The sequence below is a fragment of the Pseudoalteromonas sp. 13-15 genome, assembly GCF_001468205.2.
Lineage (GTDB): Bacteria > Pseudomonadota > Gammaproteobacteria > Enterobacterales > Alteromonadaceae > Pseudoalteromonas > Pseudoalteromonas marina.
On record NZ_CP019162.1, the window covers coordinates 435331 to 456629 of the forward strand.

Genomic DNA, 21299 nt, shown 5'->3' on the forward strand with positions numbered 1-21299 from the left:
TTTTCTTGCTCGACAAACATTCATTGTAAACAAATCAAATTTACAGGTTAACAGTTGGCTTTATGCAAGTTGTTTAAAGTGCCTCAGGGTCTAGCCATCGACGGACTCTTACCCACGTTGTTCCTATAACTTCATGGCTGTATTGGGTTACAGCTAGTAGTGCTTGCGCATTTGGAACGAGCTGTTTATGAAAAGGAAGCGCTGCAAAATTGTGAAAGTCAGTTGCTGCAGGAATGCTTGTTACACCTTGGGCCGAAAACAAGTCCTGGGCTCTGGGCATATGCAGTACCGAAGTTACTAACGCTACTTTAAAATCAACTAGCTTAGGCGCTAGTAACGCAGCTTCTTGCGCTGTATCCATTGCCTTTGGGTTTTGCAAAAGCCTGTTTTTATTAATGCCTAACTCAATGGCAGTTTGATACATCAAGCTGCTGTTAGTAATATTCTCATAACCGCCGCCAGAAACAATAAGCTGTGATTTTGGGTAGTACTTAGCGAGTTTGACTCCTTCAACTAGTCGGGTTAGCGCGCAATTACCTAATTGGTTATTGGCACTTAAGACAGGGTTAGGATTTATATCGCATCCAAGCACTACTATTTTGTCTAATTCTGGGTGTTTTGAAGGGTGAAAAGAAAGGCTTGTTGGCTCGTTGTTTTTTAAAATCAGGTTAGCAACAAACGGTGTACTGATTGCCAACAATGTTGAAAGTCCAAAAAATGCAATTACTAAAGAAAACTTGCGACCCTTGAATGCTAAAAACAAAGCTATAAATGTAAAAAGACCAAGTAAAGGGAGCGGCATAAGCAAGCCGCCAAGTAACTTTTTCAAAGCGAACATAATGAGCAACATAAAATCAATAATGTAAGTTATGTTACTCATTAACGAGTAGTTTATCGACCGTTATTTAACTTACACGTATTTAAAAAGTGGCGATATACAGGGTTATCTTTCATATCTTTTTTCATCGCTAAGTACATTGGTCGAGTTAAACCTAGTGCACCTAGTGGAATCGATTTGATGAGTCCTTGGCTTTCATATGGTGTAACCAACCAATCAGGTAATGCAGCTACACCCATTCCAGCACTGACTAGCTGAAAAATTAGTAGTCCTTGATCTACGTTTTTTAACGTCCCATCAAAACGTGCATTTTGAATGAAATGTTTAAATATATCTTGGCGTTCGCGCGGAATAGGGTAAGAAATAATGGTTTCATTTTTTAAGTCTAACGCTGTAACGTATGCTTTTTTGGCAAGATCGTGATCAGGTGCAACAATTAATTTTAACTTAAAGTCGAATAAATGGGCATACTCTAGCTTATCGGGTTCACGAATGTCTGATGTGAGTACTAAGTCTAATTCATCGTTAAGTAAGTCTGGAATTGCGTCGTAACTAAAACCACGTTCATAATCAATTTTTATATCTGGCCAAAAGTTATTAAAATCTTTAATTGTTGGAAGTAGCCAGTGAAAACAAGCATGGCATTCTACACTTAAACGTAATTTTGAAATTGGCTGATTAAGGCTCTCTTTTAAACGACATTTAGTTGCTTCAATTTTCGGCAGTATTTCGTGGGCTAACTCAAGCAATAACATGCCTTGCGGGGTAAAACGCACAGGCTGCGTTTTGCGTTCAAACAGCTGGCAGTCTAACTTGTTTTCCAAGTCTTTAATTTGATGTGATAAAGCCGACTGAGTTAAGAATAATTCGCGGGCAGTATTCACTAATGAACCGGTTTCTTTAAGGGTTGCAATAGTTTTTAAGTGTTTTATACCAATCATCTTTAATAATTCTCATGGAAAATTTGAGTAGTGCTCATTATTTTTCAATACTACGCTTATATAAAAAACGTTTCAACGTCTAGACGTCTAAATTAACCTAATAAATATAGTTTTACTGATTAATATTTTTATAGTTTAGCGTAAGTAACTAGATTAAAGCCGATTTTTTACTGCTTGTATTAATTTACTTCATGTTTAAAGGTAAAGGGGCTGGTATAAAAAATTTTTAACTCGCTTAGTTAACTAACGCTAATAGATAAAAAAGTAGTGACCTTTGTAGAAAATAAAAATACTTTGGAGTGTAGGAAGGTTGATCTTTGGTGATTGACTTTACAGCTGTCATGCAGGCAAACATAATTTATGTATTGTGGTCATTCCTAATAAATAGGCAATAACGAACAATAAACCCAAAAGTATGCTGCCTTTTGGGTTGTTTTTGGGGCTATTTGCTCTTTGTTGCTGGGTATTTATTTACCCCACTAGGTTATATACCTCGCGCCGCGCTCAAAGTGCCCCAAGCCTTAACTTTACAGATGTGGGGCTAAAGTGGTTGATTAATTAGTAATATAGCTTCTTTTGCTGGAACTGGTTTTGACATTAAATAACCTTGTCCGTATTCACAATGCGTAGTTTGCAAAGTCTCTAGCTGTCCGGTGGTTTCAATTCCTTCAGCAACAACTTCAAGTTTTAACGACTTAGCAAGTGACAAAATAGCCTCAACCAAGGGATTTGTTGAATCTTGTACATGATCGATGAAGCTTTTATCGATCTTCAGAATATGAATGGGCAGCTGATGTAAGTAGCCTAGTGCAGAGTAACCTGTTCCAAAATCATCAAGACATAGTTTTACTTTTAGAGGTGAGAGCCCTTCGATAATTTGTGTGGCGAGCTCTAAGTTTTCTATTAATCCAGATTCGGTTATTTCTAAGCACAAAGAACCTAAAGGCAATTGGTATTTGTTATAGATAGCGTGGACCTGAGCTACAAAATCTAGGCTTGCAAAATGACGCGATGATACATTTACTGTCACTTTTAAGAAACGATGACCTTGTTGGTGCCACTTTGAAATATGCTGTGCAGCTAAGTCGAGTAGGTGTAAATCCAGGTTAATTATTTGGCCTGTTTTTTCTGCAATAGGAATAAAGTCATTAGGTGAAACAAACCCTTTTTTAGGGTGGTGCCAACGCACAAGTGCTTCAAAGCCAATAACGTGGTTATCTAAGATTGTAAAAATTGGCTGAAAGTAGAGTTCAAATTCGTTGTGTTCAATACCGTGCTGTAGGTCGTTTTCTATGTCGGCGTGTGTTTTAAGCTTTTTTCTCATTGTGTTGTTAAAAAACTTAACTTGTCCGCGGCCTGTTGATTTAGCCTCGTACATAGCGGCGTCTGCTTGTTGCAGTAACAGGTATGCTTTATCGTCAACATTATCAGTATAGGCAATACCTATGCTGGTAGAGGCTTGCAATAAATGGCCATCAACATTTATTGGTTTAGAAAGTGCTTCTTTTATGCGCCCTAGTGCCTCTTTAACTTGATTACGATGTGTAATGTTTTCCATTAAAATAGCAAACTCGTCGCCACCCAAGCGTGAAAAAGTGTCAGTGTTACGAACTGTACCTTTGATCAACTCACAAATTTTAATTAAAAAGTGATCGCCAACTTCGTGGCCGAGCGCATCATTGATGCTTTTAAAACGGTCAAAATCTAAATAAAGTAGGGCATGAACAGTGCCTTTTTTTACACGCGTTAAGCGTAAAATTGCATGCTTTATTCGTTCAATAAGTAATGAACGATTAGCAAGCCCAGTTAATCCATCATGTAAAGCTTTGTGTTCAAGCTCCTGCCTAGCTAACTGCCTATCTATTGCCATACTTATTTGCCTGCTCACATAGGTAAGCAAAGCACTATCGTGCTCATTATAATGATGTGCCTCATGATAACTTTGCACAACAATGACACCACTCATACGTTCATTGGCTTTAAATGGTACACCTAGCCAAGATTCGGCTTGACGACCAATTAATTTAAAATGACCTTGCTCTATATGATCAATGTAGTCTTGTTTTGTTAATAACATCGCTTGGTCAGTTTGCAATAAAAAGTAAGACGCGGTGTCTTTAAGTTGTTCTTTAGAGATTTTTTGATGTGTGTTTGTTTGAATTCCAGCTTCAACAATGTAAACAATATCTAGAATGTCGATTTGTTTATCGTAAAGGCCAATAAAGAAGTTATCAGCCCTTAATAAGCTATTAATAATAGTGTGCAAAGATTCGAAAAATGTATCTAAGTCACTGGCTTTATAGGTTAAGTTGGCTATTTGAAGAAGACTATTTTCAAGCTTTTGCGCGTCATTTAACTGCTCAACAGTCGATTGCAGGCTATTTACCATGTTAACTTGGTTTATTTTAGCGCTTAAAAGGTGTGCCACTGTTGTTAATATTTCAAGGTGTGCATTAGTGAAGTAGTTCATGGCGGGGTGTTCACAATCAATAACACCTAGAATACGTTCTTTGTATACAAGAGGCACGCAAAGTTCTGATTGAGCAGGGCGTTCGTCTGCAATATAGCGGCTATCTTTTGTGACATCATCTAAAATTATTGCCTTTTTTGTTGTTGCAACAAAACCTGATATTCCTTCGTTAAAATTAATTACTTTTCGTTGGGCTTTATACTTATATCTTTGGCGATCGATTCCCATAGAAGCAACAAGGTTCAGTTTAGAGGCTGATTCATCAGCGAGATAAATAACACAGTCAACAAATCCAAGACGATTTACAACTTGAGTCGTTACATATTCAAATAGCTCATCTAAGGTGTCTAGCTGTAATAGGCTTGATGAAAACTGATTTATGATACTTAGCTGATCTGTTTTTACTTCAAGCGCTTTAGAGGTATCGATACTGTTCGACATAGGCAAAATTTATTATTCTTTTTTTATAAACACCACATTAAGTTAACCTAATATCAACTGTTCTACAAAATAAAACGATAAACGTTTTAACAAAGCTGTAAATAAAATAGGGTAAATTAGTGAACGATTATTTTAATAAAATCTTTACTCGAAAACATCATATGCCTATGATCACATAAATTCAGCTGTGGAATGAAGTGATGACCAGTAATAATACAAACTCTGTAAAAACGTTAACAATTACCCGACCTGACGATTGGCATGTGCATTTACGCGATGGTGATCAGCTTAAAGACACTGTGCGCGATATTAGCCGCTATATGGGGCGCGCTATTATAATGCCAAATTTGGTTCCTCCAGCGACCTGCACGGACACCGCTTTAGCTTACAGAGAGCGTATAATGGCTGCTAAGCCACAAGGTCACTTTGAGCCTTTGATGGTGTTATACCTCACTGATAAGACAACACCTGAAGAAATAATTAAGGCTAAGGCATCAGGCAAAGTATTTGCTGCTAAACTATATCCTGCCGGCGCGACAACCAACTCTGATTCTGGAGTAACGTCCGTCAAAAATATATATTCAGTGCTTAGCGCTATGCAAGATGTTGGTATGCTTTTGCTAGTACATGGTGAAGTGACGGATTCTTCGATTGATATTTTTGACAGAGAAAAAGTATTTTTAGATACGATTCTAGGTGATGTCGTTAATGACTTTCCAGAGCTTAAAATAGTACTTGAGCATATAACGACAAAAGATGCGGTTGATTTTGTCAATAATGCGCCAAGTAATGTTGCGGCAACGATTACTGCCCACCATTTACTGTATAATCGAAACCACATGTTAGCAGGGGGGATTCGTCCTCATTATTACTGTTTGCCTATACTCAAACGAAATATTCACCAGCAAGCACTCATGGCTGCAGCTACGAGTGGCAGTAAAAAGTTCTTTTTAGGTACTGACTCTGCGCCTCATTATAAAGACAAGAAAGAAGCTGCGTGCGGTTGCGCGGGAGCTTACACGGCTCATGCTGCTATTGAGCTTTACGCAGAAGCATTTGAAGAGGCTGATGCATTAGATAAACTAGAGGGCTTTGCAAGCCACTTTGGGCCAGACTTTTATGGTTTGGCGCGTAATAGCGATACAATTACACTGCAAAAGTCGCCTTGGACTGTACCTGCAAGTTATACGCTTGGTGATTCTGAAGTCGTACCAATAAAAGCTGAATCCGTAATTGATTGGGCTGTTTTAAAGTAAAATTAAGTATTTGAAATCAAAGCCGCTTACTTCAGCGGCTTTTTTGTATGTAAATATTTAGGCTCAAGGCTTGTAAAAAAAGCTGTAAATTGGCTTGTTACTTAATCATTATTTTTTGTTTGTTTTACTATGAACAGAAATTAGCCTGCTAAGAGTTAACAATCGCTGTATTTTTATTAGGATTTTATAATAAATATTACAATAATATTTTATTTTTATTTATTTTAATCAATGTCTTATCTGTTTTTAGTCCCGGAGTAAGTTTTTTTAGAAATTATTTTCAATTAATAGAGCGAAAAAAAATAGAATGTGTTAATCTTACTTTGCTTTGAGTTTTTATGAATTGAATTTACGGATATTGTGCTGCGTTTAAGGTTACCAGTTAGGTTATTACTTGTTCCTGTACTATACCTCTATTTTATGAGCATTGACTCAAGGAGGCTATTGCCACAATAACGTGGCAGAATTTTTAATTATTGACTTACAGGAAAATTTAGTATGTCGGTTTCTGGTAAAGTAAAGTTTTTCAACGAAGCTAAAGGCTTTGGTTTCATTGAACAAGAAAACGGTCCTGACGTGTTTGTACACTTCAGCGCAATCTCTGGTTCTGGTTTTCGCACTCTTAGCGAAGGTCAAGCAGTGACATTCAGCATCAAACAAGGTCAAAAAGGCCCTGAAGCTGAGAACGTTGAAGCAGCATAATTTTAATTATGTGAACTCATGTTCATCTTGGTGAAGCAGGTCTCTGTTTCACCATTATTCCTTAAAACTTCTCACATACTCAGAAAGTTCCTCATATACCCATAAATCATAATACCTCCAATCATTAATAGCGCTCATTTATTATATCTAAACCCCAAAAGACCATCATATGGTTTAATTTTCTTAGAAAACCTAATTCTAATTAAATATGCTAAACAGAATTCTATGTATTATTAATTTTGTGCTCCCCATAAAGTTCTAATATTTTTATTACCTTCCAGATTAACTTGCAAGTTTTAGAAGTATTAATACTTACAAAACTCAGCTTCAAACTGGATTATATGGGTAGTCGCCAAAACTTTGAGTTTGGATAGTTAGCTAATAAGTAATTTACAGTGAGCTTAGACAAAGACTCGGTTTAAGCATCATGAAAATAATTAACTAAAGAAAGCTTTTTTTAATTTTGATTGTGCCCAAGCCATTAATGAGGCCTTATTTCGTCTATGAGTTTAGAGCGTTGCTTGATTGTAATTGAGTGTCAGAAAACCTTCACAAATTTGATATTGAAACCCTTCTATTAGCTTTACAACTTTCAATATGTGTAACGTTTGATTTTTGTGCGTTAAACCGTTCCTTTTTTGAGTTAAAGTGCTTAAAAATGATAAAAAACCGTCAAATAGAGCCCCTAAAAGAGTTTTTTTTTAAATGTTTTTATTTTTTTTTTATATACATCTAGTTTGAACTAAATGTTGCATTTATGTTGTTTGTTTAGAGGTCTATCCAGTTAAACATCAACCTTATTGGGGTTTGCTAGGATTGTTGATAATACAGTTGGTTGCAATAATGTTAACATTTTATTGGTGCTACTTTAATGTAGTCCATCGGCAGGTGATTTATTTGCTAATTACACCTAACATCAAGTTGACAGCGCTTATTGCATTTAGCATTATTGAAAGGTTGATATCTATTAAAAGATATCAGGGTTGTTCTCCTCGGAGGATAATTAAATTATAAAAGTAACATTACTTAATTGGTTGGGAACTATGTCTGTTAAAATCAGAAAGAGTCTTGTAGCAACAGCGTTGGTTGGCGCTTTTGCATTTGCAAGCAGCAATGTGATTGCAGATCCTTTGAATGACGTGCAAAAAGCAGGTCAACAAATTCAAAAGGCTGCTGTTAAGTCTCAAACTAAAATTGACAATGTATATGGTCAAACTCAAGAGCTAATCGCTGAGTACCGTAGCATCGTTGATGAGACTGAACTTATGAAAGTGTATAACGATCACGTTGCACGTTTGGTCGCTGACCAAAATGCATCGATTGAGTCGTTCGATCGTCAAATCGCGACTATCGATAACACTAAACAAAACGTTGTGCCTTTGATGTATCGCATGATCGATACGCTTGAGCAATTCATCAAAGCGGACGTTCCATTCAATCTTGAAACGCGTCTAGGCCGTGTTGAAAGACTTCGTGACATCATGGCATCTGCCTCTGTTACTACGTCTGAAAAATTCCGTCAAGTTCTTGAAGCATACACAGTTGAAACAGCTTACAGCTCTGCAGTAACTGCTTCTCAAGGTACGCTTGAAATTGATGGCAAAAATATCAACGTAGATATCGGTCGTTTAGGTCGTATTACTTATGTTGCTCAGTCTTTTGACTTGAAACATGCTTGGGTGTGGGATAACAACACTAAACAGTGGAAAAAATTAGGTGAAGAATACCTAAAACCTGTTAAAGAAGTGATCCGCATGGCACGTAAGCAAGCGACACTAGAACTTGTTAAACTACCAATCTTTGGCGCGGAGTAATCAATAATGAAGAAACTATTTAAAGGTTTTGCTGTTGCAGCAGTACTATCTGTTTCTGCAGGTACCGCGCTTAACGCACACGCAAACACTGACGCTTTAGACAAAATTCTTGAGCAAGTTAAGCAAGAGCGTATCTCAGAAGGTAAGATCAATAAGCAACGTGAGCAAGAGTTCTTATCAGAACGTGCTGACAAGCAATCTTTACTTAATAAAGCTAAAAGCCAACTAGCTGCTGAAAAAGCACGTGGTGATTCTTTAGCTAAGCAATACGCACAAAACGAAAACACTTTAGCGGAAAAAGAGCAAGCTCTTCAAAATGCTCAAGGTACGCTAGGTGAGATGTTTGGTGTTGTACGTCGTGCAGCGCAAGACGCTATCGGTTCTATCGAAGCATCTTTAGTAAGTGCTGAAAAGCCAGGTCGTGCTGAAGTACTTCGTTCATTAGCAGCAGCTAAAGAACTTCCAACAGTTCGTGAGTTAGAAGAGCTTTGGATTTCACTTCAAACAGAAATGACAGAATCAGCAAAAGTATCTACTTTTGAATCTGAAGTTGCTGGCCTTGACGGAAACACTGCGGTTAAGAAAATCACTCGTATTGGTAACTTTAACTTAGTTGCTGACGAAGGTTACTTAATCTACTCGCCAGAAACAAAGTCTATCCAGCCTTTAGGTAAACAACCTGATAGCTACATTTTAGATGGCATTTCAAACCTAGAAGCAACATCTTCTGATAGCTACGCAGGCGTTTACATTGACCCTACACGCGGCGCAATCTTACGTATTAATACGCAGAAGAAAACGCTAATGGAATACTACGAGCAAGGTGCTGAAGTTGGTTATATCATCACTGTACTACTTGCTGTAGGTCTATTAATCTTCTTAGTTCGTTTCATTGACTTAGCGCTTACTACTTCTAAGATCAAATCACAACTTAAGAACTTGTCTACACCGAATACAAACAACCCACTGGGTCGTATTCTTAAAGTGTACCATGACAACAAATCTCAAGATGTTGAAAACCTTGAACTTAAACTTGATGAAGCTATTTTACGTGAAACTCCACGTGTTGAAGCTGGTATCAACATCATCAAGATCCTTGCTGCTATCGCACCATTACTAGGTCTACTAGGTACAGTAATCGGTATGATTTTAACGTTCCAAACAATCACATTGTTCGGTACGGGCGATCCGAAGATCATGGCTGGTAACATCTCTCTAGCACTTGTAACTACAGCGCTAGGTCTAATTGCAGCACTACCACTTATTCTACTTCACTCTATTGTTGCAGGTCGTAGTAAGTCGGTATTACATATCCTTGATGAGCAAAGCGCTGGTATCATCGCTACTCACGCGGAGAAGGAGAAAGCCTAATGCTAGTCCTGATGGAGATATGGGAATCTATCAGGGATTTTGTTGGCACAGGCGGCCAGGTTTTATACGTGGTCGCGATAGCACTCTTTCTGATGTGGGTTTTAATGATTGAGCGCTATTGGTTCTTACTTGCAGAGTTTCCTCGTTTAACGAAGGATATTGTTGCTAAGTGGGATGCCCGCCAAGACACTACGTCTTGGTACGCACACAGAATCCGTGAAGCATGGATTTCTGAAGCGTCTGAAAAATTAGATCAGCGTATGTTGTTGATTAAAACATTAGTAGCTGTTTGTCCTTTAATAGGCTTACTTGGAACTGTAACGGGTATGATCGCGGTTTTTGAAACCATGGCAACTCAAGGTACTGGTAATGCACGTTTAATGGCATCAGGTATTTCAATGGCAACAATCCCAACAATGGCTGGAATGGTTGCGGCACTATCTGGAGTTTTCTTTAGCTCACGCCTTGAGGCAAGAGCGAGAATGGTGAAAGCCAAACTTGTAGATAGCATGCCTCATCACTAGAGAGAGAATTAAATATGGCACGTAAACAACGTTTTCGTGAAGAAGAAGAAGCAGCGGTAGATATGACACCAATGCTTGACATCGTATTTATCATGCTTATTTTCTTTATCGTAACTACATCGTTCGTTAAAGAGGCTGGTATCGAGGTCAATAAACCTAAAGCTGCCCAAGCTACGAAGCAAAAAAATGCAAACATTTTTATTGCTATACGCAGTGATGGCGCAATCTGGATTGATAAGCAGCAAGTTGACGTTGAACGTGTTTCAGCGAAAATTGAAAGCTTATTAGCAGAACAACCTACTGACGTTGTAATTTTGCAGGCTGATAAAGAAGCAAAACACGGCACAGTGGTTAAAGTTATGGACCAGATTAAAGCAACGGGCGATAACCTAAGAATTTCAATAGCTGGAGATCAGTAATGATTCGTTTTCTGTTTTCACTGATTGCAGGTGGGGCAGTTACTTTCGGCTTGTTCTACTTCATGGCTTACCTCATCTCTGGTGGGGCTGACCGTAATACGGAACAAAAAGAGCAGATCATAGTCGAAATTATGACGAATCCGCCTGAATCTAAGGTGCAGGAGAGGAAGCGTGTACCGCCTCCGCCTCCGCCACCGCCAAAGCAGCCGCCTAAACCGCAGCCGCCACAGCCGGATACTAATCCTAACCCAGGTGCAATGTCATTTAATATGCCAAGCATCAGCGTAGGGAGTTCTGCTGGTGGACTAAGTGGTCCGGGTGCATTTGGACGAGATGGTGATGCGACACCTATCGTTCGTATTGAACCAAAATATCCAACGCAAGCAGCGCGTGATGGTAAAGAGGGTTGGGTACAACTTTCGTTCACAATTGATGAGTTAGGTGGGGTTATTGACGTTGATGTAATCGACGCAGAGCCTAAACGTATCTTTGACCGTGAAGCTAAACGTGCACTTCGTAAGTGGAAATACCGTCCGAAAATTATTGATGGTAAGCCACAAAAACAAGTTGGTTTACAAGTTCAACTAGACTTTAAACTTAATCAGGGCTAAGGAGGCGAGTAATGAGAAATTTATCTAAAGTAACTGCTCTTGCAATTCTTATGTCTGTGTCAGGTGTAACTTTAAGTTCATCTGTATTAGCGGCGCCAGATTACGCAAAAATTGAAGAGCGTAAGAAAGCAAAAACTAAGATCATGGGCGAGCGTACTGGTAAAAAAGTAATTAAAGCGTTTGACTTGTATAACGAAGAAAAAGTTGACGAAGCGATTGTATTGCTGAGAGAGATTGACCCTTCAGATGAGTTTGATAAAGCGACTGTAAATCGTTACTTAGGTAGCATGTACGCGCAGAAAGAAAACTACGCTGATGCAATCAAATACAGCAAGCTAGCAGTAGCGCCTGATATTTTGAACTTTGCAGACCATGAACAAACACTTAAGTTATTAGGTGATTTGTACGCGGGTACTGAGAAATACAAAGAAGCAAAAAAGGCATACACAGCTTGGATGGACTTCACAGGTGAGGAAGATCCAACTGTATATACTCGTATTGCGCAAGCCAACTTTCGGTTAGAGCAATTCAGTGATGTTTTTGAGCCTGCTAACAAAGCAATAGCTCTTCAAAAAGAGCCTAACAAAGGCCCTTACCAGCTTAAACTTGGCGCATACTTTGAAACCAAAGATTTTGCTAACATGGTTAAAGTGGGTGAAGAAATTGTTAGAGTTTGGCCTGATGATAAAAAAGCTTGGATTGGTTTAGGTAAATACTACCTACAAACCGAGGATTATCAGAAAGGCCTTGCAACAATGGAAGTGGCTTTCAAAAACGGTTACTTTGAAAACGAAGTTGAATACAAAGTACTTGCTAACTTTTACTCTTTAAATGAAATTCCTTACAAAGCAGCAGTAACGCTTGAAAAGGCAATTAAAGAAGAAAAAGTTAAACGTACTAAGCAAAATGTCAACGCTGTTGCAAGTAACTATCATCGCTCTAAAGATATAGAGAAAGCTGCTAAGTATTATGAAGAAGCTGCTAAATTTGATGACGACGCTGAGCTTTACCGCAAAGCAGGTTCATTACTTTTACAATCTGAGAAATTCAGTGCTGCCGTTGTTCGCTTGAACAAGGCGTTAGAGCTTGGCTCTGACAAAAAAGGTACAATTTATTCAGATTTAGCTGAGGCGTATTACTACCAAGGCAAGTATAAGCAAGCTTATGCTGCTATTGTTAAAGCTATGGACGACCCACGCACACGTAAGTTTGCAAAAGGTTGGTCTACTTACATTAAAGATAAAGCCGCTCGCAACGGTGTTAAAATTTAATATTAGCTAACATTAGCAATTTTTAAAAAGCCCCTCAGGGGCTTTTTTTATTAGGATCACTATGTATAAAACGTTTTTTGTATCATTGTTATTGTTTTTAAATCTTGTTGGTTGTACTGATAAGAGTGATAGTTTTAGTTCTTTTGATGAGGCACGCAGCGCTTTAAAGTCTTTAAATACTGTGTTGATATTAGGTCAAGAAACAAATAATAAAAAAGTTACAGAAGAAAACATTGTTTACTCGAACGAATATCTTGATAAACGTCACGCTATTTATCAGCAATTGATGACGATGAAGTTAACACCTAATCAAATTACCCAAGTTAATTATTTGGTTATTGCAGAACGATTTCCTGAGCGTTTTTTTCCTTGGCCAGCCCAAGTAGACGTTCTACATAATATGAGTTTATTTAACCGTTCAGCTAGCACCGTTGAGCAAACTATTAGTTGGCTTAAATTTACACAAGCTAAGTTAGACATTGCAAAGCAAAGTAATCTAAAACTAAACAAGTTAGAGTATTCTTTATTACAGGAATATGTAGCGCAAGCTATCGAAAACAAGGCTACACAAGGTGCAATTAAAAGCCATATCAGAGCTTTTTCTAATTATTTGGATAATTATAAGCCTAGAGGGAGTGTTGGTTTAAGAGGGCTTTCTAATGGTTCAGAGTGGTATCAGAGTAAACTCAATTATTATGGCAACGCGGTTAACTCGCCTTTAGAGTGGGTTGTTATTATTAACGAACAAATTAAAGCGCTTGAAAGTGCAGTTATTAATGTCAAATTTAAACAAAATCACACCAAATCATTTGTTGTGCAATATTTATCTAAAGAGCCATTGATTAATGGACTTGACTGGCAAACACATTACTTAGACTTGCCTGCTATGGCCAGCAATACAAAACTGTCTAATAAGGACAAGTTGCTCATGCTTACAATGATGGAAACAGATATAGGTATTCATTACCATGCATGGACAATTGAACAGGCTAAAGTTAATTTGTCAAAGCGTCTTAAAGTGTCAGAACAAACCGCGCAATATTTAGTTGAAGATATTATTCTTTATCCAGGACAATCGTTTAGTTTTTGTGGTCAGATTTGTTATTAACCCAGGGGTTGTTTATTTGCCGAGGCTTATGGGAATGCAAAGCCTCGATGTGTAGATACATGTTTTTTAATACGTAATTACGCAGAGTATATTTTAACATACCCTGTTATTTTTTTGAGTTCCGGCCGGGGCAGTTTATGTTTAGCTGCCTCTAGCCAATATAGGTAATGGGCATGAGTAATGAGTAGGGTGCAGGGGTTTTGCTCTGTTTTTACTTGTCTACTGGCTCAAAAACTTTGCACCCCGGTTAAATCAATTTCAAAACTAATATGTCTACAGGCATTAGCTACAGAAACTTATAACTAAGACTTTAAACATTAGTTAGATGTTCGTTTAATTGCGCATTTTGTACAGCGCTGTGTTGCAGGGTCTTTTTGAAGTAATGCGGTTGCAATTTTGTCTTCACAATCACAACAATAGCCGTATTGACCTATATCAATTTGACTCACTGCGGCCTCTAACATAGTCATACGATTAATTAAGTTGGCATACTCAGGGCCGAGCCTTTTTGCAGCAAGATCTAACCATTCATTATTTGCTGTATGTTTTAATGTGGTGATCAAGCCTTGATGGGCGGGGTGGGGCGATTTAGAAAGCATAACAAGTATGTTTGATTTAACTTGTGTTAGTTCATCATGTAAGCGCTTTTGGTGGTTCATTATCAGTATAACCCTTTTACATTAACTGCTCGTTATACTGATATTATCTAATTGCTTTTAATTATCTGTCATGATTTGAATCAAGTTGTGGTGCTTTTGCATATTTTTTTAAAACGGCAGATACGTCTTCTTTGGTTTTTAACCTACGAATTTCATCAAACAATGTTATCGCCTGCGGATATTGACGCTTTAAATAACCTAGCCATTGTTTAGTTCTAGATGCAAAATATTTTTCATCTTTAGCTGGGTCATGATGAATAGCTGAGTGTATTAAGTGATAAAGAACATGCTCCCATTCTAAACCCTCGTAGTGCTCGTTATTGACATGTGCTTTTATTTTTTTAGCTAAATCAGGATGAGATAGGGCGCCTCTGCCAAGCATTAAGTCACTGCAACCGCTTCTTTTTTGGCATAGCATTGCGTCTTCAACTTGCCATATTTCACCATTAGCAACTACGGTAATATTTTTACCTTTTATTATAGGAGGTATCTTTTCCCAATATGCTGGCGGGTTGTATCCATCGCGTTTTGTTCTTGCATGAATTGCTACGCTATTAGCGCCAGCATTTACAACCGCATCAATAATTTCTTGGCTGTTACTGTCGTCATCAAATCCTAAACGTATCTTTGCACTGACTTCATGTTTTGAATCTACCGCATCTCTAACCGCTTTAATTATGGTATACATATGCTCGGGATCTTTAAGCAAAACGGCACCACCACGGCTGCGGTTAACTGTTTTCGCAGGACATCCAAAATTAAGGTCAACACCATGGGAACCCAAATCAATCGCTCTCACTGCATTTTCAGCTAACGGATTTGCCTCTTGTCCAAGCAATTGTATACGCACGGGCGTGCCTGCTCGGGTATAGCCATTATTATTTAGTTCAGGGCAGTATCGATAAAATACTTTTTCAGGTAAACGTGCTTGAACAACTCTTACAAATTCGGTCACGCATAAATCAAACCCGCCAAGGTCAGTTAGCAGTTGGCGCATTTTAAAATCTACAACACCTTCCATAGGTGCTAAAACAAGTTTCATAAAACGATTATATTATTAAAAATAAGGGCGCTAGTTTACCTGTAAATTGCATATTGATAAATCTGTAATTGTTACTCATAGTTAAAGTGAGAGCGCAGGGGGCAAATTTTTTCGATTAAATAAAAATAAAAATGAAAGTTTTTATTTCATCACAGGTCTACTTAAACATACACGCAATTTAAAACGATATTTACATTGCAATGACTTACACATTGAGTATAGAGAGCAAAGATAATGAATACAGTAAAAAATAATACAATCGCATTAACATTAGGTGCAGTCGTCGTGGGTTCTGCGAGTTTAGTATCTGCTGATGTACAAGCAAACCCGTTTGAATTTCAGCAGCTTGTTTCAGGTTATCAATTAGATGCTGCCGAAGGCAAGTGCGGTGAAGGCAAATGTGGCGGTGACGCAAAAGGTAAAAAAGAAGGCAAGTGCGGCGGCGACGCAAAAGGTAAAAAAGAAGGCAAGTGCGGCGAAGGTAAATGTGGCGGCGATGCAAAAGGTAAAAAAGAAGGCAAGTGCGGCGAAGGTAAATGTGGCGGCGATGCAAAAGGTAAAAAAGAAGGCAAGTGCGGCGAAGGTAAATGTGGCGGCGATGCAAAAGGTAAAAAAGAAGGCAAGTGCGGCGAAGGCAAATGTGGCGGCGACGCAAAAGGTAAAAAAGAAGGCAAGTGCGGCGAAGGTAAATGTGGTGGCCGTTAATTTCTTAATTTAATTAAGTTATGCTAAAGGGCCACGGGCCCTTTTTTGTTAATAGTAGAGGCAGTTATGACACAAATGCACAGTTCGGAATTTGGAATGGTTGGCTTAGGTTTGCGCCGTGAAATGCTAGATGAGTTATTAGAACACGTTCCAAAGCAAATTGATTTTTTAGAAGTTGCGCCTGAAAATTGGTTAAAACTGGGCGGCCGATTTAAAAAGCAGTTTAAAACATTAACCGATGCTAATAATTTTGTGTGTCATGGCTTGTCTTTATCAATAGGTTCGCCAGAGCCGCTTGATATTGAATTTATTAAATCGCTAAAAGTCTTTTTTGATCAGCACAACATTAAAATGTTCAGTGAGCATTTGAGTTATTGCTCTGGTCAAGGTCATATGTATGATTTAATGCCCATCCCTTTTACCGAAGAGGCAATAGCGCATGTTGTCCCCCGAATTAAGCAAGTGCAAGACATTCTTGAACGACCTATTGCGATGGAAAATGTATCTTACTACGGTGCGCCAGGCCAAGAGTTATCTGAACTTGAATTTACAACTGAAATTTTAGAGCAAGCAGATTGTAAATTGTTGCTTGATGTAAATAATATTTATGTTAATTCGATAAACCATGGTTATGACGCAAATACTTTCTTAGCTGGCTTACCTACAAAACGTATCGCTTATGGGCATGTTGCGGGACATTATAATGAGGCTAATGATTTAATAGTCGATACCCATGGCGCCGATGTTATTGATCCAGTCTGGGAGTTGCTTGATAAAGCTTATAGGGTACATGGCGTATTTCCAACGCTTCTTGAGCGAGATTTTAATATTCCAGAAATAAATGTACTCACTAAAGAGCTTGATATTATTATTCAGTTGCAACAAAAGTATCTAAATACTGAGCTTTCAAAACAACGAGCTTGAAGTTAACGCGAATCACACAGTAATGAGTATCCAGCTATGAGCTTTATAGATGTTCAAAATGAATTTATGGCACACATACGTGAGCCAAAAAAAAATAAAAAGCCAACTGATATTGAAGATAGACGCATGGCTATATATCGCGACTTATTCTTTAATAACATAGAGGGATTCATTTCTTCTGGTTATCCAGTGTTAAAAACGCTTTATAGTGACAAACAATGGAACAAATTGATCAGGCAGTTTTTTAGTGAATATAATTGTCAATCACCATACTTTTTAGATATAGCAGGGGAGTTTATTAATTACTTGTCCAGTAGTTATAAAATGAAAAACTATGATCCTGCTTTTATGTTAGAGCTTGCGCATTATGAATGGGTAGAGCTTGACGTTTCAATAGCAAACGAAGACCCCAATGAGAGAAAACTACAACAAACAGCGTTAACTAAAAGTCCATTATTTCTATCAAGCGTAGCGAGAAATTTGAGTTACCAATATCCAGTGCAAACTATAAGTGACCAAGTCCGGCCAAAAGAACCATCGACTGTACCTAACTATTTTGTTGTTTATAGAGATGAAGAAGATGAAGTACAGTTTTTAGCAACTAATGCCATGACGGCTTTATTACTCTCTATCATTGAAAGCGTTGAGGGCATTACATTTGATAACCTCTGCCAACAGGTGATTATGCAGGCTCCTCAGTTTAACGAAGAGCAAATAACACAAGGGGCGCTTGTGACACTCAATGCGTTGATTGAACGCGGTGTAATCGTGACAAAAAATCAAGATTAAGGCCTTTATTGATGTTTTTACATCGTCTATCATGGCAGCCTTATTTATCGTGCTTAATAAAAGGTTGTACCATGTCAGATGATAAAGATTTTAAAGATCCGTTTAACGCTACTTATTTTATTGCTTTTCTAGCGGTATTTGCAGGTATTGGTTGTTTAAATGCAATTTTAGGTTGGATCACCAGCTTAACCTAAAACGTATTTATAGTTTAAGGCTGTTGTCAGCATCAGCCTTAATGCTTTGCTTTTCTATCCTCTATAACTGTTCAATATTTTCGTTAAAGTCACAGCAAACTCGCAATTAAAGTTCACTTAAGGTTATAATCACCTGCTTTGTAATATCAACCGTTGAGCAGTAAAACTTATGACTCAAGTAACACCAGCAATTATTAAAAACAGCATTGCAACAATTGCTGATTATCCTAAAGCGGGCATTATGTTTCGCGATGTAACTACATTAATGGCCAACCCTGAAGCGTTCAAGGCTACTATTGATGCGTTTATAACCGAATATAAAGACCAAGGTTTTACAAAAATTATTGGCACAGAATCACGTGGCTTTATTTTTGGTGCGCCTTTATCTTATGCTTTAGGTATTCCTTTTATTCCAGTGCGTAAGCCTGGCAAATTACCGCGCGAAGTTATTCGCCAAGATTACCTACTAGAATACGGTGAAGACACGCTAGAACTTCATGTTGATGCAATTGTACCTGGTGACAAAGTACTTCTTGTTGATGACCTTCTAGCCACTGGCGGTACTATTGAAGCGACTGCTAAACTAGTTAATAAGTTAGGCGGTGAGGCTACTGATGCAGCATTTGTTGTATCACTGCCTGAATTAGGTGGCGAACAACGCATAGAAAAAATGGGTATCAAAATCTTAAAGTTGGTTGAATTCGAAGGCGAATAATCGATGAGTTATCAGGTTCTAGCGAGAAAATGGCGTCCACAAACCTTTCATGAATTGGTTGGGCAGTCTCATGTTAAACAAGCGCTTGTTAATGCGCTTACACAAAATAGACTGCATCACGCGTATTTATTCACTGGAACCCGAGGTGTTGGTAAAACAACTATTGCACGTATTTTTGCAAAAAGCTTAAATTGCGACGAAGGTATTTCGGCATCTCCTTGTGGGCAATGTAGTAGCTGTACGGATATTGAAGCAGGGCGCTACATTGACTTGCTAGAAATTGATGCCGCCTCTCGTACTAAAGTAGAAGATACGCGTGAAATACTTGATAACGTTCAATACGCACCTACGCGCGGGCGTTACAAAGTATACCTAATAGATGAAGTTCACATGCTTTCAAAGCATAGCTTTAATGCGCTTTTAAAAACGCTTGAAGAACCGCCAGAGCATGTGAAATTTTTACTCGCAACAACCGATCCCCAAAAGTTACCCGTTACTATTTTATCGCGATGTTTACAGTTTAATTTAAACGCCTTATCGCAAAGTGAAATTAAAACACAGCTTCAACACGTTTTGACTCAAGAACAACTGCGCTTTGATAACGATGCACTTAGCGTTATTGCAAAAGCTGCAGATGGCAGTATGCGCGATGCGCTTAGCTTAACCGATCAAGCTATAGCACAAACGAATGGTGATATTAATAATCAAGCGGTTCAAGCTATGCTTGGTTTAATGGATACACACTACAGCCAAAGTTTATTAGCAGCATTACTAAGTCAAGATGGCGCTGCGCTCATGAGCGAAATAGCAAATGTAGCGAGCAAAAACCCAAATTATATAGCGTTACTTGATGATTTAATTTCATTAACGCACTTAACCCAGCTTACCCAATTAGTGCCTCAAGCTGCTGGGCTTGATGAGACCAATGCTGATTACATAAAGCACGTTGCAGAGCACACAAGTGCACAGCAAGTGCAGGTTTATTACCAGTTACTTTTAAACGGTAAAAAAGATTTACAATGGGCCCCTGAGCCACGTTTAGGGTTCGAAATGATTTTGCTGAGGTTACTTGCATTTCAGCCTGCAGGAAACGAAAATCAGCAGGACGAGATAAGCACGCCTCAATTGCCGGCAGGTAACACTGAAAGCCGAGCCAATGCACTGCGTGATATTTTAAGTAAAAATAAGCCTGAAAGTACTAATAACGCTGCTAAACACAGCGACATAAGCGCCGTACAGCAACCAGCTGAAAAATCGATTATAAGTGCAGAACAGCATGAGCAAGTAAGCCCCACGGCTACTGACACGCCTGTTGATTCTGCTCACGTAGCGCATTTACAGGTTGAAAACGAAGAGGCTCAAACTGAAACGAGCCAAAATACACCTGCGAAGCAAATAAGTGATGAGCAAGTACAGCGTAACAGCGAAAATGAAGCATACATGCAGCACAATGATGTAGAGCAAACATTAGCTGCACAATTCGATGATGTAATGAGTAGCGCGCTAGATCAAGGTTTTAATCCTCAAACTCAAAGCACATCGCAACAGGCTGAATCTCCAAGCGCTCCAGTCTCTTTGGATGCAGCTTCACTGCATGATAAAGAGTCTCAGGCACAATCGGCCATTGCACGCATCTTACGTGACAGAAATATATCAGGTTCAGGCAGGTTATCGGGTAATAATATAGCTCAGCCGCCAGTGTCTGAAAAACCTGAAACTGCTAATAATGAGCAAAATAACAGGCTGGTTGGTTCGCCAATTGTAGAGCAAAGTGAATCCACTAATACAGATATACACACTCATTCTGAAAACGCAGAACACCCTCAAGCGGCTTCTGTACAATCTACTAACCCACCGCCGTGGGATGACTATAATACAGGCGAGCATGAAAAAAAGTCTGAGCTCCCTGTTAGCGGGAGCCAAGCACAACGCCCCAGTGTAGTCGCTACAAAAGCACAAAAAGTTGATTTTAAAGCTAAGCATCAAACAATCACTGAAAATTTAGCGCCTGAGTTACTAGAACAAATTAACCCTCAAAGTGTACCTGCTCCAGCTCCACAAGAGGAAAGTATTCCGGTTCCAGATGATTTTCAAAGCCCAATAAGTGAAATAAAGTTTGCTCATCAGCAAGACGAGTGGGCTTATTTGATAAAACGTATGGGGCTGGGTGGACGAATGCGCCAATTTGCGCTGCATTCAATTTTTACGAAGCAGGGAAGTAACTTACATATAGATGTTGATGAATCGCAAAAACACCTAGATACGCCAATGCTTCGCCAAAAACTTGATGCCGCATTATCGAGTATTTACGATCACAATGTGTCGCTGAGTATAAAATTTGCTCAAGGGGTTATCGATTCGCCTTATTTAATTCAACAAAAAATAGATGCAGGGCGCCATCAGCAAGCAATAGATGTGATCACAAGTGACGAAAACATAGTACAATTTCAACAGTTATTTAGCGCCAAAATTGACGAAAACAGTATTCAGGCATTGTAATTACAT

Annotated in this window: 20 protein-coding genes; 15 read left to right on the top strand and 5 right to left on the bottom strand. The window is 38.6% G+C overall.

Annotated features, from left to right (window positions below):
* Positions 1–73: 73 nt before the first annotated feature.
* From ATS72_RS02175 to ATS72_RS02185, 3 genes are all read right to left on the bottom strand, one after another.
* Positions 74–850 carry a YdcF family protein gene (locus tag ATS72_RS02175; protein ID WP_058429166.1) on the bottom strand — a complete coding sequence of 259 codons (777 nt, stop codon included), beginning with the start codon at positions 848–850 and terminating at the stop codon, positions 74–76.
* 41 nt (positions 851–891) lie between these two features.
* Entirely contained in the window at positions 892–1779 is an 888-nt protein-coding gene (locus ATS72_RS02180) for a LysR substrate-binding domain-containing protein (RefSeq protein ID WP_008127992.1), read from the bottom strand.
* A gap of 541 nt (positions 1780–2320) precedes the next feature.
* A complete protein-coding gene (locus ATS72_RS02185; protein ID WP_058428694.1) occupies positions 2321–4690 on the bottom strand; it encodes a bifunctional diguanylate cyclase/phosphodiesterase in 2370 nt (789 codons plus the stop codon).
* A gap of 200 nt (positions 4691–4890) precedes the next feature.
* Between ATS72_RS02185 and pyrC the strand changes: the two genes are divergently transcribed.
* From pyrC to ATS72_RS02235, 9 genes are all read left to right on the top strand, one after another.
* Positions 4891–5946, top strand: a complete 1056-nt coding sequence (gene pyrC, locus ATS72_RS02190) for a dihydroorotase (RefSeq protein WP_058428695.1) — start codon at positions 4891–4893, stop codon at positions 5944–5946.
* 498 nt (positions 5947–6444) lie between these two features.
* Positions 6445–6648, top strand: a complete 204-nt coding sequence (locus ATS72_RS02195) for a cold-shock protein (RefSeq protein WP_006792379.1) — start codon at positions 6445–6447, stop codon at positions 6646–6648.
* Positions 6649–7691: 1043 nt separating this feature from the next.
* A complete protein-coding gene (locus ATS72_RS02205) occupies positions 7692–8462 on the top strand; it encodes a DUF3450 domain-containing protein (protein ID WP_006792381.1) in 771 nt (256 codons plus the stop codon).
* 6 nt (positions 8463–8468) lie between these two features.
* Complete coding sequence (locus tag ATS72_RS02210) at positions 8469–9833, top strand: MotA/TolQ/ExbB proton channel family protein (RefSeq protein WP_006792382.1); 1365 nt, start codon at positions 8469–8471, stop codon at positions 9831–9833.
* Positions 9833–10357 carry a MotA/TolQ/ExbB proton channel family protein gene (locus tag ATS72_RS02215; RefSeq protein WP_004588135.1) on the top strand — a complete coding sequence of 175 codons (525 nt, stop codon included), beginning with the start codon at positions 9833–9835 and terminating at the stop codon, positions 10355–10357. The genes ATS72_RS02210 and ATS72_RS02215 overlap by 1 nt, the downstream gene beginning before the upstream one ends.
* A 14-nt stretch (positions 10358–10371) precedes the next feature.
* On the top strand, positions 10372–10776 hold the full coding sequence (locus ATS72_RS02220) for an ExbD/TolR family protein (RefSeq protein ID WP_006792384.1): 405 nt from the start codon (positions 10372–10374) through the stop codon (positions 10774–10776).
* The gene (locus ATS72_RS02225; RefSeq protein ID WP_039036739.1) at positions 10776–11387 is read left to right on the top strand and encodes an energy transducer TonB; all 612 of its coding nucleotides are present in this window, start codon (positions 10776–10778) and stop codon (positions 11385–11387) included. The genes ATS72_RS02220 and ATS72_RS02225 overlap by 1 nt, the downstream gene beginning before the upstream one ends.
* 11 nt (positions 11388–11398) lie before the next feature.
* Positions 11399–12658, top strand: coding sequence for a tetratricopeptide repeat protein (locus ATS72_RS02230; protein ID WP_058428697.1), 1260 nt, complete (start codon positions 11399–11401; stop codon positions 12656–12658).
* 61 nt (positions 12659–12719) lie between these two features.
* Complete coding sequence (locus tag ATS72_RS02235; RefSeq protein WP_039036741.1) at positions 12720–13766, top strand: hypothetical protein; 1047 nt, start codon at positions 12720–12722, stop codon at positions 13764–13766.
* Between the two features lie 317 nt (positions 13767–14083).
* On the opposite strand, the gene ATS72_RS02240 is transcribed toward ATS72_RS02235, so the two are convergent.
* Positions 14084–14425, bottom strand: coding sequence for a TraR/DksA C4-type zinc finger protein (locus tag ATS72_RS02240; protein WP_039036742.1), 342 nt, complete (start codon positions 14423–14425; stop codon positions 14084–14086).
* 61 nt (positions 14426–14486) lie between these two features.
* Positions 14487–15467 carry a tRNA-dihydrouridine synthase gene (locus ATS72_RS02245; protein ID WP_058428698.1) on the bottom strand — a complete coding sequence of 327 codons (981 nt, stop codon included), beginning with the start codon at positions 15465–15467 and terminating at the stop codon, positions 14487–14489.
* 234 nt (positions 15468–15701) lie between these two features.
* Here ATS72_RS02245 and ATS72_RS02250 point away from each other — a divergent pair, with 234 nt between their 5' ends.
* The 6 genes from ATS72_RS02250 (at position 15702) to dnaX (ending at position 21293) form a co-directional block, all read left to right on the top strand.
* Positions 15702–16172 (top strand): HvfA family oxazolone/thioamide-modified RiPP metallophore, encoded by a 471-nt coding sequence (locus ATS72_RS02250; protein ID WP_058428699.1) that lies wholly within the window; start codon positions 15702–15704, stop codon positions 16170–16172.
* A gap of 66 nt (positions 16173–16238) precedes the next feature.
* Positions 16239–17096, top strand: coding sequence for an HvfB family MNIO-type RiPP peptide maturase (locus ATS72_RS02255; RefSeq protein ID WP_058428700.1), 858 nt, complete (start codon positions 16239–16241; stop codon positions 17094–17096).
* Positions 17097–17132: 36 nt separating this feature from the next.
* Positions 17133–17885, top strand: a complete 753-nt coding sequence (locus tag ATS72_RS02260; protein ID WP_006792392.1) for an HvfC family RiPP maturation protein — start codon at positions 17133–17135, stop codon at positions 17883–17885.
* A gap of 71 nt (positions 17886–17956) precedes the next feature.
* A complete protein-coding gene (locus ATS72_RS18995; protein WP_008132255.1) occupies positions 17957–18079 on the top strand; it encodes a hypothetical protein in 123 nt (40 codons plus the stop codon).
* Positions 18080–18248: 169 nt separating this feature from the next.
* Entirely contained in the window at positions 18249–18794 is a 546-nt protein-coding gene (gene apt, locus ATS72_RS02270; RefSeq protein ID WP_006792394.1) for an adenine phosphoribosyltransferase, read from the top strand.
* 3 nt (positions 18795–18797) lie between these two features.
* The gene (dnaX, locus tag ATS72_RS02275) at positions 18798–21293 is read left to right on the top strand and encodes a DNA polymerase III subunit gamma/tau (RefSeq protein WP_058428701.1); all 2496 of its coding nucleotides are present in this window, start codon (positions 18798–18800) and stop codon (positions 21291–21293) included.
* Positions 21294–21299: the final 6 nt, after the last annotated feature.